The sequence below is a fragment of the Pseudarthrobacter sp. LT1 genome, from assembly GCF_035621795.1.
Lineage (GTDB): Bacteria > Actinomycetota > Actinomycetes > Actinomycetales > Micrococcaceae > Arthrobacter.
Window position 1 is genome coordinate 1,436,759 of sequence record NZ_CP141830.1, and the last position, 13,690, is coordinate 1,450,448.

The 13,690-nt window shown below is 68.2% G+C and carries 12 protein-coding genes; 4 read left to right on the top strand and 8 right to left on the bottom strand.

What is annotated here, in order from left to right; all coding sequences use genetic code 11:
• Positions 1 to 235 precede the first annotated feature (235 nt).
• Both VIK36_RS06830 and sufU read left to right on the top strand, forming a co-directional pair.
• Positions 236 to 1,561, top strand: a complete 1,326-nt coding sequence (locus VIK36_RS06830) for a SufS family cysteine desulfurase (protein WP_324644592.1) — start codon at positions 236 to 238, stop codon at positions 1,559 to 1,561.
• 22 nt (positions 1,562 to 1,583) lie between these two features.
• A complete protein-coding gene (gene sufU, locus VIK36_RS06835; protein WP_159632488.1) occupies positions 1,584 to 2,033 on the top strand; it encodes a Fe-S cluster assembly sulfur transfer protein SufU in 450 nt (149 codons plus the stop codon).
• Positions 2,034 to 2,121: 88 nt separating this feature from the next.
• Here sufU and VIK36_RS06840 read toward each other — a convergent pair whose 3' ends face one another.
• The 3 genes from VIK36_RS06840 to VIK36_RS06850 are packed head-to-tail and all read right to left on the bottom strand — an operon-like array spanning position 2,122 to position 4,394.
• Positions 2,122 to 2,343, bottom strand: a complete 222-nt coding sequence (locus VIK36_RS06840; RefSeq protein WP_159632487.1) for an SCO4848 family membrane protein — start codon at positions 2,341 to 2,343, stop codon at positions 2,122 to 2,124.
• A 3-nt stretch (positions 2,344 to 2,346) separates the two neighbouring features.
• A complete protein-coding gene (locus VIK36_RS06845) occupies positions 2,347 to 2,844 on the bottom strand; it encodes a DUF2505 domain-containing protein (RefSeq protein WP_324644593.1) in 498 nt (165 codons plus the stop codon).
• Positions 2,845 to 2,888: 44 nt separating this feature from the next.
• Entirely contained in the window at positions 2,889 to 4,394 is a 1,506-nt protein-coding gene (locus tag VIK36_RS06850) for an SDR family oxidoreductase (protein WP_255174905.1), read from the bottom strand.
• Between the two features lie 236 nt (positions 4,395 to 4,630).
• Here VIK36_RS06850 and mfd point away from each other — a divergent pair, with 236 nt between their 5' ends.
• Positions 4,631 to 8,317 (top strand): transcription-repair coupling factor, encoded by a 3,687-nt coding sequence (gene mfd, locus VIK36_RS06855; protein WP_324644594.1) that lies wholly within the window; start codon positions 4,631 to 4,633, stop codon positions 8,315 to 8,317.
• 6 nt (positions 8,318 to 8,323) lie between these two features.
• A complete protein-coding gene (locus VIK36_RS06860; protein WP_324644595.1) occupies positions 8,324 to 9,136 on the top strand; it encodes a metal-dependent hydrolase in 813 nt (270 codons plus the stop codon).
• Positions 9,137 to 9,216: 80 nt separating this feature from the next.
• On the opposite strand, the gene VIK36_RS06865 is transcribed toward VIK36_RS06860, so the two are convergent.
• From VIK36_RS06865 to cobA, 5 genes are all read right to left on the bottom strand, one after another.
• A complete protein-coding gene (locus tag VIK36_RS06865) occupies positions 9,217 to 9,480 on the bottom strand; it encodes a hypothetical protein (protein WP_255174908.1) in 264 nt (87 codons plus the stop codon).
• A gap of 52 nt (positions 9,481 to 9,532) precedes the next feature.
• Positions 9,533 to 10,252: a deoxyribose-phosphate aldolase gene (gene deoC / locus VIK36_RS06870; RefSeq protein ID WP_324644596.1), complete on the bottom strand. Its 720-nt coding sequence runs from the start codon at positions 10,250 to 10,252 to the stop codon at positions 9,533 to 9,535.
• Positions 10,253 to 10,399: 147 nt separating this feature from the next.
• Positions 10,400 to 11,269: an FAD-dependent oxidoreductase gene (locus VIK36_RS06875; RefSeq protein ID WP_255174910.1), complete on the bottom strand. Its 870-nt coding sequence runs from the start codon at positions 11,267 to 11,269 to the stop codon at positions 10,400 to 10,402.
• A 224-nt stretch (positions 11,270 to 11,493) separates the two neighbouring features.
• Positions 11,494 to 12,642 carry a uroporphyrinogen-III synthase gene (locus tag VIK36_RS06880; RefSeq protein ID WP_324644597.1) on the bottom strand — a complete coding sequence of 383 codons (1,149 nt, stop codon included), beginning with the start codon at positions 12,640 to 12,642 and terminating at the stop codon, positions 11,494 to 11,496.
• A gap of 14 nt (positions 12,643 to 12,656) precedes the next feature.
• The gene (gene cobA, locus VIK36_RS06885) at positions 12,657 to 13,688 is read right to left on the bottom strand and encodes a uroporphyrinogen-III C-methyltransferase (RefSeq protein WP_324644598.1); all 1,032 of its coding nucleotides are present in this window, start codon (positions 13,686 to 13,688) and stop codon (positions 12,657 to 12,659) included.
• Positions 13,689 to 13,690 lie beyond the last annotated feature (2 nt).

Sequence of the window (13,690 nt, forward strand, 5' to 3'; positions counted from 1 at the left end):
GGCCGAACAGGACATTGAGGCCCTCTCAACTTCCGGTCCCCTCGGGGCCCGGGCATAGACGGGGCCGGCGACGTCAGAGTCTTCTGAGACCGAGACTCTCCCCCCAGCCGTCGCCGGCCCTCTGCTCCCTCGGCTGAAGCCCGGGGCAGCGGTGGCGGCTGCCCCTCCCGGGCGGCCGCCACAGCCGTGTGTGGGACAATTGGGTGTCAGACATTGGCAGCCCAAGGAGTTCGTTTTGGCCGTAGTATCAACGCCAGCCACACTGGAACATGCCGTCCCTGTCATGGACAACGCCGAGGTGCTGCGCATCCGCAATGACTTCCCGGTCCTCAACCAGCTGGTCAACGGGCAACCGCTGGTCTACCTCGACTCCGGGGCCACGTCGCAAAATCCCTTGAGCGTCATCGAGGCGGAGCAGGAGTTCTACGAGCAGCGCAACGCTGCCGTGCACCGCGGGGCCCACCATCTTGCCGTGGAGGCCACGGAAGTCTTCGAAGATGCCAGGCAGACCATTGCCGACTTCATCGGTGCGGACTATGCCGAAACCATCTGGACGTCCAACGCCACAGAAGGACTGAACCTCCTGTCCTATGCGCTGTCCAATGCCGGGCTGTGGGCTGCCCAGGGGCGTGGCGACCAAGCCCTCAGGGGACTGGCCCTGAAGCCCGGCGACGAAATCGTGGTGACGGAAATGGAGCACCACGCCAACCTGATTCCGTGGCAGGAGCTGGCATTCCGTACGGGGGCCACACTCCGCTACATCCCCATCGGGGATGACGGCAGCCTCCGCATGGAGCAGGCGGAAAGCATCATCGGCCCGCGCACCAAAGTCCTGGCCTTCACCCACGCCTCCAACGTCCTGGGAATCATCAACCCCGTGCAGGAGCTGACGGCCCTTGGACATGCCGCGGGCGCCCTGGTCGTCCTGGATGCCTGCCAATCCGCGCCGCACCTACCCTTGGATGTCAAGGAGCTGGACGTGGATTTCGCGGTCTTCTCCGGCCACAAGATGCTTGCCCCCACCGGGATCGGAGTGCTGTACGGGCGCCAGGAGCTCCTGGATATCCTGCCGCCGTTCCTGACGGGCGGATCGATGATCACCACTGTCACCATGGAACGGGCCGAGTACCTTCCGGCGCCCCAGCGTTTCGAAGCCGGGACGCAGCGCATCTCCCAGGCGGTGGCCCTGGCCGCCGCCGCCAACTACCTGACCGAGACGGGGCTGGACCGCATCCACCGGTGGGAGGCAGAGCTGGGCCAGCGCATGGTGGCGGGACTGGAGGGCATTCCCGGCATCAGGGTCCTGGGTCCGGCCGCCGGCCGGGAACGGATCGGCCTTGCCGCGTTCGACGTCGAAGGTGTCCACGCCCACGACGTCGGGCAGTTCCTGGACTCACGGGGAATTGCCGTCCGCGTGGGGCACCACTGCGCCCAGCCGCTGCACCGAAGGCTTGGCCTGACCGCCACCACCCGGGCCAGCGCCTACCTCTACAACACCACTGACGACGTGGACCGCTTCCTCGAAGCCGTCGCGGGCGTCCGGGCCTACTTCCGCGCCTAGCGGAGAAGACGAAAGGTACACCATGAGCCTTGACCAGCTGTACCAGCAGATCATCCTGGATCATTCCAAGGCCCGCCACGGCAGCGGGCTCGCCGCCACGGAAGCGCCTGAAGGCACGTCCACGGGGCAGTCGCACCAGCTCAACCCGGTGTGCGGAGACGAAGTGACCCTCCGGCTTGCCGTCCAGGAGGGAAAGGTGGCCCAGATTGCCTGGGACGGGGCCGGGTGCTCCATCTCCATGGCCTCCGCGTCGGTCCTCACCGATCTCGCTGAAGGCATGACGGTGGCCGAACTGCATGAAGTCATCGACAGCTTCCGGGAGGTGCTGCGCTCCCGGGGCAAGGTCCACGCCGATCCTGAACTGCTGGGGGATGCCGCTGCGTTCGAGGGAGTTGCCCGCTACGCCGCCCGGGTCAAGTGCGCCATGATTTCCTGGGTGGCGGCCGAGGATGCGCTCAACCAGGCAGCCTGAGCCGGACAGCAAACAGCCCGGGCCTTCCTCCAGCAGGAGGAAGGCCCGGGCTGTTTCGTGCGGAAAACGCCTGGCTTGGCCGGGAAGCTCAGCCGAGCAGGCCGAGGACGCCGATCACGGCCGTGGCCAGTCCGAGCACCATGGAGATGCTCACCAGCACTACATGCACGGTCAGGAACCTGGTTGCCTTGCCGGCGGCATCACGGGCCCGCGGATCCTTCATCACCCGGCGCAGGAACTGCGGCCAGACCACCAGGGACCAGACGCCGGCGATGATCAGGACCAGCGCGGCGAAGACGGGAAGCTGCATGGGCTAGTGGCTTTCCAGCCAGGCCTGCGCCTGGGCAGCCTGCAGGTTCAGTGCCTTGGCCACCATGGGCTCAGCGGCGTCGGCGATCTTTCCGCCCAGGAACGGGACGGAGGACTTCACGGCGCCTTCCAGCTCAACGCGCGTTCCGCCGCCGTCAGCCACCAGCCGCTGCACGGCCGTGACATCCACCGGGGCGCCGGCGATCTTCAGCGAGATGTTGCTCTGGCGGGAGCCGTCTGCCGAGGGTGCTTCCCAATTCTCCACCTGGGTCACCTTGAGGTTCTCACCCACGAATTTCCGGGCGATTTCCGGCAGCCGCGTGGTGGGGAGGGTGCGTACGGACGTGGTGTTGAAGGCCCCTGCAATGTCGCCGTCCACGCTGAAGGATTCCAGGGTGCCGCCCACCAGCTGGCTGACGTGGCGCTGGAAATCTTCGTTCACCAGCACAGCGGCAACGCTGTCAACGGAGTGCGGAAGGGTGGTGGTTGCGCTCAGCGCCATGGGTCCTCCTGGGACGTCGGGAAAGGATTTACGCCTCCAACATCCTACGGGGTCAGCTGGGCGCGGTCCGCATCGGCCAGTTTCTGCGCGGCCGTAGTGATGTTCCGTGCCATGGCCGGGAAGATCAGGCTGTGGAAGGGAAGGACGGCGAGCCAGTAGAGCCGTCCGCTCAGGCCCTTGGGAAAGAAAATGGCGCGCTGCCGGTAGCGGCTGCCACCGCCGTCGGGCTCCACGGACAGCTCCAGCCATGCCCGCCCCGGCGCACGCATCTCCGCCCGCAGCCGCAGCAGGCTGCCGTGTTCGATCTTCTCCACCCGCCACCAGTCCACAACTTCCCCCGTCACCAGCGTGTGCGGGTGCCGGCGGCCGCGGAGCAGGCCTGCGCCGCCGGTGAGTTTGTCCAGCCAGCCACGGACCTGCCAGGCCAGGGGCAGCGAGTACCAGCCGTTGCGTCCGCCGATGCCTTCAATAATGGTCCAGACATGGGCGGGATCCACGTCGCCGTGGAACGTCCGCTCGTCGATGTACACCTTGTGCCCGGCCCAGTCGGGGTCGCTGGGCAACGGGTCGGAGTCGGCGCCCGCATTGGCCCACGTGGTTTCCACCTGGCCGTCCCGCTCCTTGCCCAGTGCCAGGGCCACCGCTGTCCGGTAAGGGGTCAGGCCGCCGTCGGGCTGGGGAATGTACTGGTCGACGTCGTGCTCGTTGGACACCGCGTCATGCTGCAGGGACTGGACCAGGGGTACGGCCATGGAGAGCGGTATGGGGGTGGTGAGGGCCACCCACATGCCCGCGAGCTTGGGTGCCGGCACCGGCAGCGCCAGCACCACGCGGTAAGGCAGTCCCGCCTCCGCGGCATACTCCTTCATCATCCCCGCGTAGGTCAGCACCTGCCGGCAGCCGATGTCGAAGGTCCGGTTGATGGCGCCCTCCAGGGACGCGGCGGACACCAGGTAGTACAGGACATCGCGCACAGCGATGGCCTCGATCCTGTTGCGCACCCAGCTTGGCGCCGGCATCAGCGGCAGCGTCTCGGAGAGGTGGCGGATCATTTCGAAGGACGCGGAGCCGGAACCGATCACCACGCCCGCCTGGAAGACGACGGCGTCCACCGGGCTGTCCAGGAACACCTTGCCCACCGCCTCCCGGGACCGCATGTGGGTGGACAGCTCGACGTCTTGGGGATGCAGACCGCCTAGGTACACGATCCGCTGCACTCCCGCGGCGGCGGCAGCGTCCGCGGCGGTCCTGGCCATGGCCTTTTCCTTCGCTTCGAACCCGGCGCCTGCCGCCATGGAATGGACCAGGTAGTAGAAGACGTCGACGCCGGACAGGGCGTCGCGGAGGGCGTCGCCGTCATCGAGGCTGCTTTGCACGACGTCCACTTTGTCCCGCCACGGGACACCGGCGATCTTCTCGGGAGAGCGGACCAGCACTTTCACGGTGTGGCCTGCCTCGATCAGCCTGGGCACCAGCCGGCCGCCGATGTAGCCGGTGGCACCGGTAACAAGGACGGTCTTCGGTGTTGGCTGGGCACTCATTGCAGTCATGCTGGCTCCTGTTCGTCCCAAGCAATTCGCAGCGGCGGCCCATGAGGACGGCTGCCCCGGCGAAAAGGCTGCGGAAATGGATCGGCTTTGCCAGCCTAGATCCATTCCCCCGGAGATAGGTGCCGTGCTGCCATGTCGTTCCTGCGCGGTAGGCTGGGAGTACCCGGGATTCGCAGAGAATTTCGGGTTTTCGCGTTGCCTGCTTGTTTTCGATGAACACCACAGGAGCTTCTGCCATGAGTCTTCCCGGCCAGTCCGCCGCCGGCACATCCAGCACGGGCAAGTCCGCCGCGCTCCCGACGCTGGACGGACTCCGCCGCGCCCTTGAACCGGACCAGACATTCGCCCGGGTCGGTGCCGAGGCCGCCCGTGGCTTTGCCGTCCGCGGCCAGGATTACCAGATCAGTGCCCCCGCGGGCCTGCGCCCCGTGCTGCTGGCGGAGATGGCGGACGGCCTCGCCGCGGCCGCAGCAGAACAGTCCGCGGAGCCGGGCGTCGTGCTTGCCGTCACCGCCACCGGCCGTGAGGCGGAGGACCTGTCCGCAGCCCTGCGCGCCTACCTGCCCGCCCATTCGGTTGCAGAGTTCCCCAGCTGGGAGACCCTCCCGCACGAGCGGCTTTCGCCCCGTTCGGACACCGTGGGCCGCCGGCTGTCCGTGCTGCGCCGGCTGGCACATCCGGAAAGTTCGACGACGGCCCGGCTGCGCGTCGTCGTCGCGCCCGTCCGCGCCGTGGTCCAGCCCGTGGTGGCCGGCCTTGGCGACCTGGTGCCCGTCACCCTCAAGGTTGGCCAGGACGTTCCGTTCAGCAGCGTGGTGAAGAGCCTCGCCGACGCCGCCTACGCCAGGGTGGACATGGTGACGCACCGCGGCGAGTTCGCTGTCCGCGGCGGCATCATCGACGTCTTCCCGCCCACGGAGGACCATCCCATCCGCGTTGAGTTTTTCGGGGACGAGGTGGACCAGATGCGCTGGTTCGCGGTGGCCGACCAGCGCTCGCTGTCCGCCCCGGGCATCCACCACCCCACCGAACTTCACGCCCCGCCATGCCGGGAAATCCTGATCACCCCCTCCGTGATGTCCCGCGCGGCCACGCTGAAATCCCAGCTTCCGGCCGCCGCCGACATGCTGGAGAAGATCGCCGGCGGCATCGCGGTTGAAGGCATGGAGTCGCTGGCGCCTGTCCTGGTGGACGCGATGGTTCCGTTCGTGGACCAGCTGCCGGCCGATTCCATCGCCGTGGTGATCGAACCGGAGAAGGTGCGCACCCGCGCCCACGACCTCGCTGCCACCAACGAGGAGTTCCTTGAGGCGGCGTGGTCCACCGCGTCCGACGGCGGCTCGGCACCTTTGGACCTCAGCTCACAGGCGTCGGCCGCGCTGCATTCGGCGAGCTTCCGGTCGCTGGCCGAAACCCGCGGCTCAGCGCTGGCGCACGGCGTGTCCTGGTGGTCCATCACCTCGCTGGCCCAGGATGCGGAGCTGCTGCCGGAGATCGACGTGCTGAACCTGCACGCCCGGGAACCCCGTGGCTACCAGGGCGACGTTGCCGAGATGATGGACTTCATCGGCTCGCACGTCCGCGACCAGTGGCGGATCGTGGTGGCCACCGAGGGCCCGGGGCCTGCGCAGCGCCTGGCGGAACTCTTCCACGAGAACGACATCCCCTGCGCCCGGGTGGACAGCCTGGACCACGAGCCCCAGGCGGGCATCATCGAGGTAACCACTGCCGCCGTCGGCCGTGGGTTTGTCCTGGACGGGCTCAAGATCGGCCTGCTCACCGAGGCCGACCTGCTGGGCCGAACCTCTGCCGGGTCCACCAAGGACATGCGGCGGATGCCCTCCAAGCGGCGCAACGCCGTCGACCCCCTGCAGCTGGTGGCGGGGGACCATGTGGTCCACGAACAGCACGGCATCGGCCGGTTCGTGGAACTTATCCAGCGCAAGGTGGCCGGCGGCGGCGACGGTGTGCGGGAATACCTGGTGCTGGAATACGCACCCGCCAAGCGCGGCGCCCCCGGCGACCGCCTGTTTGTCCCCACAGACCAGCTGGACCAGGTGACCCGGTATGTCGGTGGCGATGCTCCGGTGCTGAGCAAGATGGGCGGCGCGGACTGGGCCAGCACCAAGTCCAAGGCCCGCAAGGCAGTCAAGGAGATCGCCGGTGAACTGATCCGGCTGTACTCGGCCCGCATGGCCTCCCGCGGCCACGCCTTCGGCCCCGACACCCCCTGGCAGCGCGAGCTCGAGGAAGCCTTCCCCTACGTGGAGACGCCGGACCAGTTGACCACCATCAACGAGGTCAAGGCGGACATGGAGCGGGAAATCCCCATGGACCGGCTGGTGTCCGGCGACGTGGGCTACGGCAAGACCGAAATTGCGGTGCGCGCTGCGTTCAAGGCCGTGCAGGACGGCAAGCAGGTGGCGGTGCTGGTGCCCACCACCCTGCTGGCCCAGCAGCACTACGAGACCTTCACCGAGCGGTTCTCCGGTTTTCCCCTGCGCGTCAAGCCGCTGTCCCGGTTCCAGTCCGCCAAGGAGTCCAAGGAAACCGCCGAGGGCGTCAAGAGCGGCGCCGTGGACGTGGTGATCGGCACCCACCGGCTGCTGTCCAAGGACTTCGAGTTCAAGGACCTCGGCCTGGTGATCGTGGATGAGGAACAGCGGTTCGGCGTTGAGCACAAGGAAGCGCTGAAGAAGATGCGCACCAACGTGGACGTCCTGGCCATGAGCGCCACCCCGATTCCCCGCACCCTGGAGATGTCCCTCACCGGCATCCGGGAAACCTCCACACTCGCCACCCCGCCGGAGGAGCGGCACCCGGTGCTGACCTACGTTGGCCCGTACACGGACAAGCAGACCTCCGCCGCCATCCGCCGCGAGCTGATGCGCGAAGGGCAGGTCTTCCTGGTCCACAACCGGGTGTCCACCATCGAACGGACCGCGGCGAAGATCCGCGAACTGGTCCCGGAAGCCCGGGTTGAGGTGGCGCACGGCAAGATGTCCGAAAGCCGCCTGGAACAGATCATCGTGGACTTCTGGGAACGGCGCTTCGATGTCCTGGTGTGCACCACCATCATCGAGACCGGCCTGGACATCTCCAACGCCAACACGCTGATCGTGGACGGGGCGGACAAGTACGGTCTGTCGCAGCTGCACCAGCTCCGCGGCCGTGTGGGCCGTGGCCGCGAACGTGCCTACGCGTACTTCCTGTACCCCTCCGAGAAACCCCTGGGTGAGGTGGCGCTGGAACGGCTCAAAGCCGTTGCCGCCCACAACGAGCTCGGTGCCGGGATGCAGCTGGCCATGAAGGACCTGGAGATCCGCGGTGCCGGCAACCTGCTGGGCGGGGAACAGTCCGGCCACATCCAGGGGGTGGGTTTCGACCTGTACATCCGCCTGGTGGGCGAGGCCGTGGCGGACTTCCGTGGCGAAGCCGAAGAGAAGGCCGCGGAGATGAAGATCGAGCTGCCGGTCAACGCGCACCTGCCGCACGACTACGTTCCCGGCGAACGGCTGCGCCTGGAGGCCTACCGCAAGCTCGCCGCAGCCCTCACCAACGAGGCCATCGACGAGGTCCAGGCCGAGCTGGTGGACCGCTACGGCGAGCTGCCGCTGCCCGCGCAGAACCTGGTGGAAGTGGCACGGTTCCGTGTCGCCGCCCGCGAGGCCGGCCTCTCCGACGTGGCGCTGCAGGGCAACTTCATCAAGTTCTCCCCGGCATCGCTCCCCGAGTCCAAGACCATGCGGCTGAACCGGATGTACCCGGGATCGCAGTCCAAGCCGGCCATGGACGCCATCCTCATTCCCAAGCCCAAGACGGCACGGATCGGCGGCCGGGACCTCCAGGACGCCGAGATCCTGGAGTGGGCCAACGGCGTCATCCGGAATATCTTCTCCGACGCCCCGCTGGCGGTGAGTTAGCACTTGATGGGAGGACACCACGCCGCGTCGGGAGCCGCGGCGTGGGTAGCTGTTGCGTCCACCGGCCCGTACACCCTGGGCTGGTACCCGCTGGATCCCACCGGCATCCTGATCGGCGGCATGGCCACCGCGGGCACCGCACTGGTATGCGACTGGGACCACCGGTCCAGCACGGTGGCCCATTCGCTGCCGCCGCTGTCCAACGTGATTGCGCGCGGCATTGAGAATGCCAGCGGCGGGCACCGGCAGGGCACGCACTCCATCCTCGGGGCGGCGTTCTTCGTCTTCCTGGCCGGCCTGGCATCGCAGATCCACATGGACACAGGATGGGGGCGCCTGTCCGTCGGCGCCGGGCTGTTGTGCATGTTCCTGATCAACATCGCGGCGAAGGCACTGAAACTCTTTCCCAAGAGCGGCTTCATCTCCAACTGGATCTTCGCGCTGGTCATGGCCGGCCTGGTCACGGCCTACGCGCCGGAACAGTGGACCTGGCTGCCCACGTCGATGCTGATCGGGGTGGTGGTGCACATCGTCGGAGACCTCATCACCACCGGGGGAGTGCCGCTGCTGTGGCCGCTCGTGGTCCGGCCGCCGAAAATGCTCCGCCGGCTGCCCTTGCTGCGGAACATCTGGCGTGCCAACGGCGCCCTGTCCGTGCCGCTGCTGGGCCGCGCGGGTTCCAAGCGGGAATGGCTGGTGCTGATCCCGGTGAGCGCCTACGCCATGGTGGGGATGACCATGGCCGGCTGGGCCATTGCCCAGCACCACTGGGGCCGCGTGGCGGCAGCCGCAGGCGCCTGGATCAGGCTCTGGTTCTAGCCGGCGGCACCATTATCACCAGACGAAGAAGGGACCCCGGACAATGTCCGGGGTCCCTTCTTGTGCTGCTGATCAGGCCTTTAGTGCTCGCCGGCCGAGTCCGAACGGCCAAAGATGGTCTGCGGAAGCCAGAATGCCAGGGCGAAGAGGCCCAGGCAGACGGCCATGGGCCACGGGTTGCCCAGGGTGAGGAAGGACAGTGAGTAGATGGCGCCCAGGAACAGGGCGAAGCAGATCACGAACAGGACCACGCTGGTGGCGAGGTTGTTTTCGTTCTGCGGGGTCCGGACCGATTCCTGGCTGGACGCCGAGTCCCTGCTGGACGCGTTGATCTGGCTGGACATGTGTTCCTCCTCGGCCCCGCGGGGCTTGATCTGTGGCGGCTTCCGGCCAGGGTCAGTAAGCGGCTGAACCCTGTTCACCCTTGACGATGGCAATTCCGGAGCTGGCACCAATTCGTGTTGCACCTGCTGCAATCATAGCCTGCGCATCGGCAAGGGACCGTACGCCCCCGGAGGCCTTGACCCCCACCTCCGGGCCCACGGTCCTGCGCATCAGGGCCACGTCCTCGACGGTGGCGCCCCCGCCGTTGAACCCCGTGGAGGTCTTCACGAAGTCGGCTCCGGCCTCCACGGCAGCCTGGCACGCCAGCACCTTCTGCTCATCCGTCAGGAGGGCTGTTTCGATGATGACTTTCAGGATGGCACCGCCGGCGTGCACGGTCTCAGCCACGGCGGCGATGTCCTCCGTCAGGGCGCCCTTGTCACCGGCCCTGGCGGCAGCAATGTTGATCACCATGTCCACCTCTTCGGCGCCGTCCAGGACTGCGCCGCGGGCTTCGAACGATTTCACGTCCGTGGGAGTGGCCCCCAGGGGGAAGCCCACCACGGAGCAGGTGAGGACGCCCGAGCCCCTGAGGGCGGTGGTGACGGTCTTGACCCAGATGGGATTGACGCAGACCGACTTGAACCGGTACTCGGCCGCCTCGGCGCAGACCTTCAGTACGTCAGCTTCCGAGGCCTCGGGCTTGAGCAGCGTGTGGTCAATGTAGGAGGCGATGTCCGCGCGGCCGGCCGGGTGGGCGGTGCCTGCGTGAACGGTGGCTTCGTTGCTCATGATGGTCCTCTCGGAGTGCCTTGTGGGCCCGGCGTTGACTCGGTTTCGGGAACCATCTTGTCACAGCGGGCCGCACCGCAGCATGCCCCACCCGGAGCGCCGGGAGCGCCAGGAGAGCCCGGCGCCCCCGCAGCGGGGCACGGCCGCTCAGGCCGCCTGCAGGGCCGGCGCTTCCGCTGCCGCCGTCAGCAGCTGGGTGGCGCAGGCGCCTGCCGCCGAAGCCGCTGCCACCAGCAGTCCCAGCCGCACGCCGTCGAACGCTGCCGCGTCCCCGATCGCCCAGATCCCCGGAACAGACGTGCGGTAGTCCCGGCTGATCACGATGCCACCCCCGGCTGCAGTCTGCAGGCCTGCGCTGGCGGCCAGCCCGTCGCGGGAGACCCGTTCCTCGGCCAGGACAACAAGGTCACCGGTCATGCTGCTGCCATCCTCGAAGACCACGGCGGACGCGGGCGCCCGGGAGGCGGATGCACCGGACACGACAGCAGGGATGACGGCGGCAGGGCGGGCGGTGGTGCGGATGGGCCGGACACCCTTGGCCCGCAGAACCGCTTCGGCCTGTCCCGCCGCGGCTCCGGTGCCCACCAGGATCCCCACCGGGCGCCGCCCCAGCTCCCGTGCCACCTTCTGTACGGAGTTCGCGATGCGCGGTGCGTCGTCGATGGTGGCATAGCTCAGGCATTGCGCGGCCCCGTCCACCGGGTTCGCCACGGGGGCGGAGCCGGTGGCGATGACCAGTTGGTCGTAGGCGAACTCCATGCCGTCAGCCGTGGCCACGGTGCGGTTGACCGCGTCGATGTGGCTGGCAGGCTGGCCAAAGCGTACGGAAACCTGGGGCAGCAGGGCCAGCTCCAGCAGCTCGGCGGGAGTGTCATCGCGGTTGCTCAGCACGGTGATGGTGCCGCTGAACCGGGCGCGGTCCAGCTGCGCCACCAGGGCCTGGGCAGCGGGGCCGGCACCGGCAATGACAATGCGGGTTGCGGTGGAGGTGGACGGTGAGGGTGCCGGAGCGGACATGTGCTGGCCCTTTCGCTGGCGGCCGGTAAGCGGCCGGAACTTCGTGATGGAACACAGCGTAGGCGCGCGTCTTTTCCGGGGTGTTTCCCTTCAGTTGCTGTTTAGCGGACTCGTGTTCGCCAGTATTTACCCGCCGGTAACAGAACCCGTGACGCACCTCTCATTCGTCCGTCCGCCGACACAAAAGCCGCCGCGCCGGGCGCTGGGCGCCCGGCCGCAGCCACCTAGACGCGGATCCGGTACCCCCGCTTGACCACGGTTTCGATCAGCTTGCCGTCCGGCAGCGAGGACCGCAGGCGGCTCACGGTCATGTCCAGCGCGTGGACGGAGCCGCGCAGTTCCAGCAGGTCGGACAGCGATTCGCGGGACAGGACCGCGCCGCCGGCGCCCAGCAGGGCGCGCAGGAGCAGCAGGGGAGCCGGTGCCAGTTCCACCTGCCGGCCGTCGATGCGCAGGCTGCGGCCACGTAGCTCGAGGCTCCCGGAGCGGGTCTCCAGCCGCCGGACGTGGTTCAGTGCCAGGTGCTCGCATACCAGCCGGATGAGTGCGCCCATGCGGAACCGCTCGGGGATGAGCGGCGTGATCCCGGCGTCCAGGAGGGGCTGCGCCGTGACAGGACCCACCACGGCCGTGGTGACGTTCAGTTTCAGGCTCTCCACCAGCTGCTTGTAGAGCCCCATCTCATGGGCCGTGCTCCACATGGCGTCCACGGCGGGGGCGCTGGTGAAGGTCAGGACGTCCAGGTTGCCTGTGCAGGCGGCGTCGATCAGCCGCGGAAGCCTGTCCTCGCCGTCGGGCTTGACCCAGCGGTAGGGCGTGACTGTCAGGACCGTGGCACCGGACATCCGCAGGCGCTCGATCTGGCGGACGTCGGTGTAGCCGTGCAGCTGCATGGCGACAGTCTTGCCCCGGACGCCCTCGGTGAGCAGCATGTCCACCAGGGTGGAGGTGGTTTCGTCGCTGCTGATGCCGACGTCGGCAAGGCCGGCCGCGCGCACCGCACCGCGGGCTTTCGGTCCCCGGACGAACATGCGGCAGCTGCCCAGCGTCTCCAGCAGCTCGTCGCCGATCCCGAAGGAATCCGCTGCCTCGCACCAGCGGCGCATGCCATAGGCGGTGGTGGCAATGCAGAGGTCGGGTTTGGCCGCGATGATGGCCCGGGTGTCCTCGATGAGGCGCATGTCCTCCTGGACGGGGGCGATCTTCAGTGCGGGGGCGTGCAGCACTTCAGCGCCGCGCCGTTCCAGGGCCTCGATCAGGTCGCGGGACCGCCGGTCCGAGGTGACGCCGATGCGGAATCCCTCCAGCGGCGACTCCGCGGCGTCGGTGGATTCTTCAGCCTGCGGTGATTCGGCCGGTGCAAGTGCAGTCATGGGGGTCAATCCTTTCATGATCCCAGCAGCGAGGCCGCCAGCCTGTCCAGGTCGGCGGCGGCACCGGCGTGCTGCTGGTTGGCTTCAGCCACCCGCACCACCTCACCGATGACCAGCACGGCCGGGTTGCTGCAGCCGGCCGCGGCAGAGGTGATGGTTCCCAGATCGGCGATGGTGGTGCGCTGGCCCGGCCGGTATCCGCGTTCCACCACTGCCATGGGCATGTCCGGGCGCATCCCGGCGCGGCGAAGGCCGGCGGCGAGCTGGTGGAGGGTGCCGATGCCCATGAGCACCACGATGGTGCCGCCCAGGCCGGCCAAGTGGTGGTGCTCCTTTTCGGTGAGCGGTGCATGCCCGGAGACGACGGTGAACATGTGGCTGACTTCCCGGTGGGTGACCGGGATGCCTGCAGCGGCGGGCACCGAGATGGCGCTGGTCACGCCGGACACCACCTGGACCGGGACGCCGGCGGCCACGCAGGCGGCTACTTCCTCGCCTCCGCGGCCGAACACGTAGGGGTCCCCGCCCTTGAGGCGGACCACATTGTTCCCGGCCAGTGCGCTTTCCACCATCAGCTTTTCGATATCCGACTGGCTGACCTTGTGGTGCCCCGGCTTCTTTCCCACATCCACCAGTTCCGCGGACGTCAGCAGCGGCAGTTCCTGGTACGGAGCGAGGCGGTCATAAAACACCACGTCCGCATCGCGCAGCGCCTTGACGGCGGCCACGGTGAGCAGGTCGCTGGTGCCCGGGCCGCCCCCTACCAGGGTGACGTGCCCGGCGGCACCGGCGGCAGGTTCGGCAGCGACGGGGATGCCTGCGTCCCGGCAGCGGTCCAGGAGGCCGGCCCAGCCGGGCTGCCCGTCCTCGACGGCGGCAACCAGGAACAGTCCTTTGGGCAGCGGGGCGCCCTGGGCGTTGTACGGGCTGGTGAGGCGGTGGACGACGGCGCCCGCGGCTTTGTACCGCCGCACCGCCTGCCGCGCGGCAGCAGGGGTGCCGGTCACCAGGACGTCCCTGCCGGTGAGGTCGATACTGAGCTGCATGG

What these genes read in the sequence shown, in the direction of transcription:
- sufU (WP_159632488.1), top strand. Translation starts at nt 1,584, where the DNA reads ATGAGCCTTGACCAGCTGTACCAGCAGATCATCCTGGATCATTCCAAG.
- VIK36_RS06840 (WP_159632487.1), bottom strand. Translation starts at nt 2,343, where the DNA reads ATGCAGCTTCCCGTCTTCGCCGCGCTGGTCCTGATCATCGCCGGCGTC.
- cobA (WP_324644598.1), bottom strand. Translation starts at nt 13,688, where the DNA reads ATGCAGCTCAGTATCGACCTCACCGGCAGGGACGTCCTGGTGACCGGC.
- VIK36_RS06845 (WP_324644593.1), bottom strand. Translation starts at nt 2,844, where the DNA reads ATGGCGCTGAGCGCAACCACCACCCTTCCGCACTCCGTTGACAGCGTT.
- deoC (WP_324644596.1), bottom strand. Translation starts at nt 10,252, where the DNA reads ATGAGCAACGAAGCCACCGTTCACGCAGGCACCGCCCACCCGGCCGGC.
- mfd (WP_324644594.1), top strand. Translation starts at nt 4,631, where the DNA reads ATGAGTCTTCCCGGCCAGTCCGCCGCCGGCACATCCAGCACGGGCAAG.
- VIK36_RS06860 (WP_324644595.1), top strand. Translation starts at nt 8,324, where the DNA reads ATGGGAGGACACCACGCCGCGTCGGGAGCCGCGGCGTGGGTAGCTGTT.
- VIK36_RS06875 (WP_255174910.1), bottom strand. Translation starts at nt 11,269, where the DNA reads ATGTCCGCTCCGGCACCCTCACCGTCCACCTCCACCGCAACCCGCATT.
- VIK36_RS06850 (WP_255174905.1), bottom strand. Translation starts at nt 4,394, where the DNA reads ATGACTGCAATGAGTGCCCAGCCAACACCGAAGACCGTCCTTGTTACC.
- VIK36_RS06865 (WP_255174908.1), bottom strand. Translation starts at nt 9,480, where the DNA reads ATGTCCAGCCAGATCAACGCGTCCAGCAGGGACTCGGCGTCCAGCCAG.
- VIK36_RS06880 (WP_324644597.1), bottom strand. Translation starts at nt 12,642, where the DNA reads ATGACTGCACTTGCACCGGCCGAATCACCGCAGGCTGAAGAATCCACC.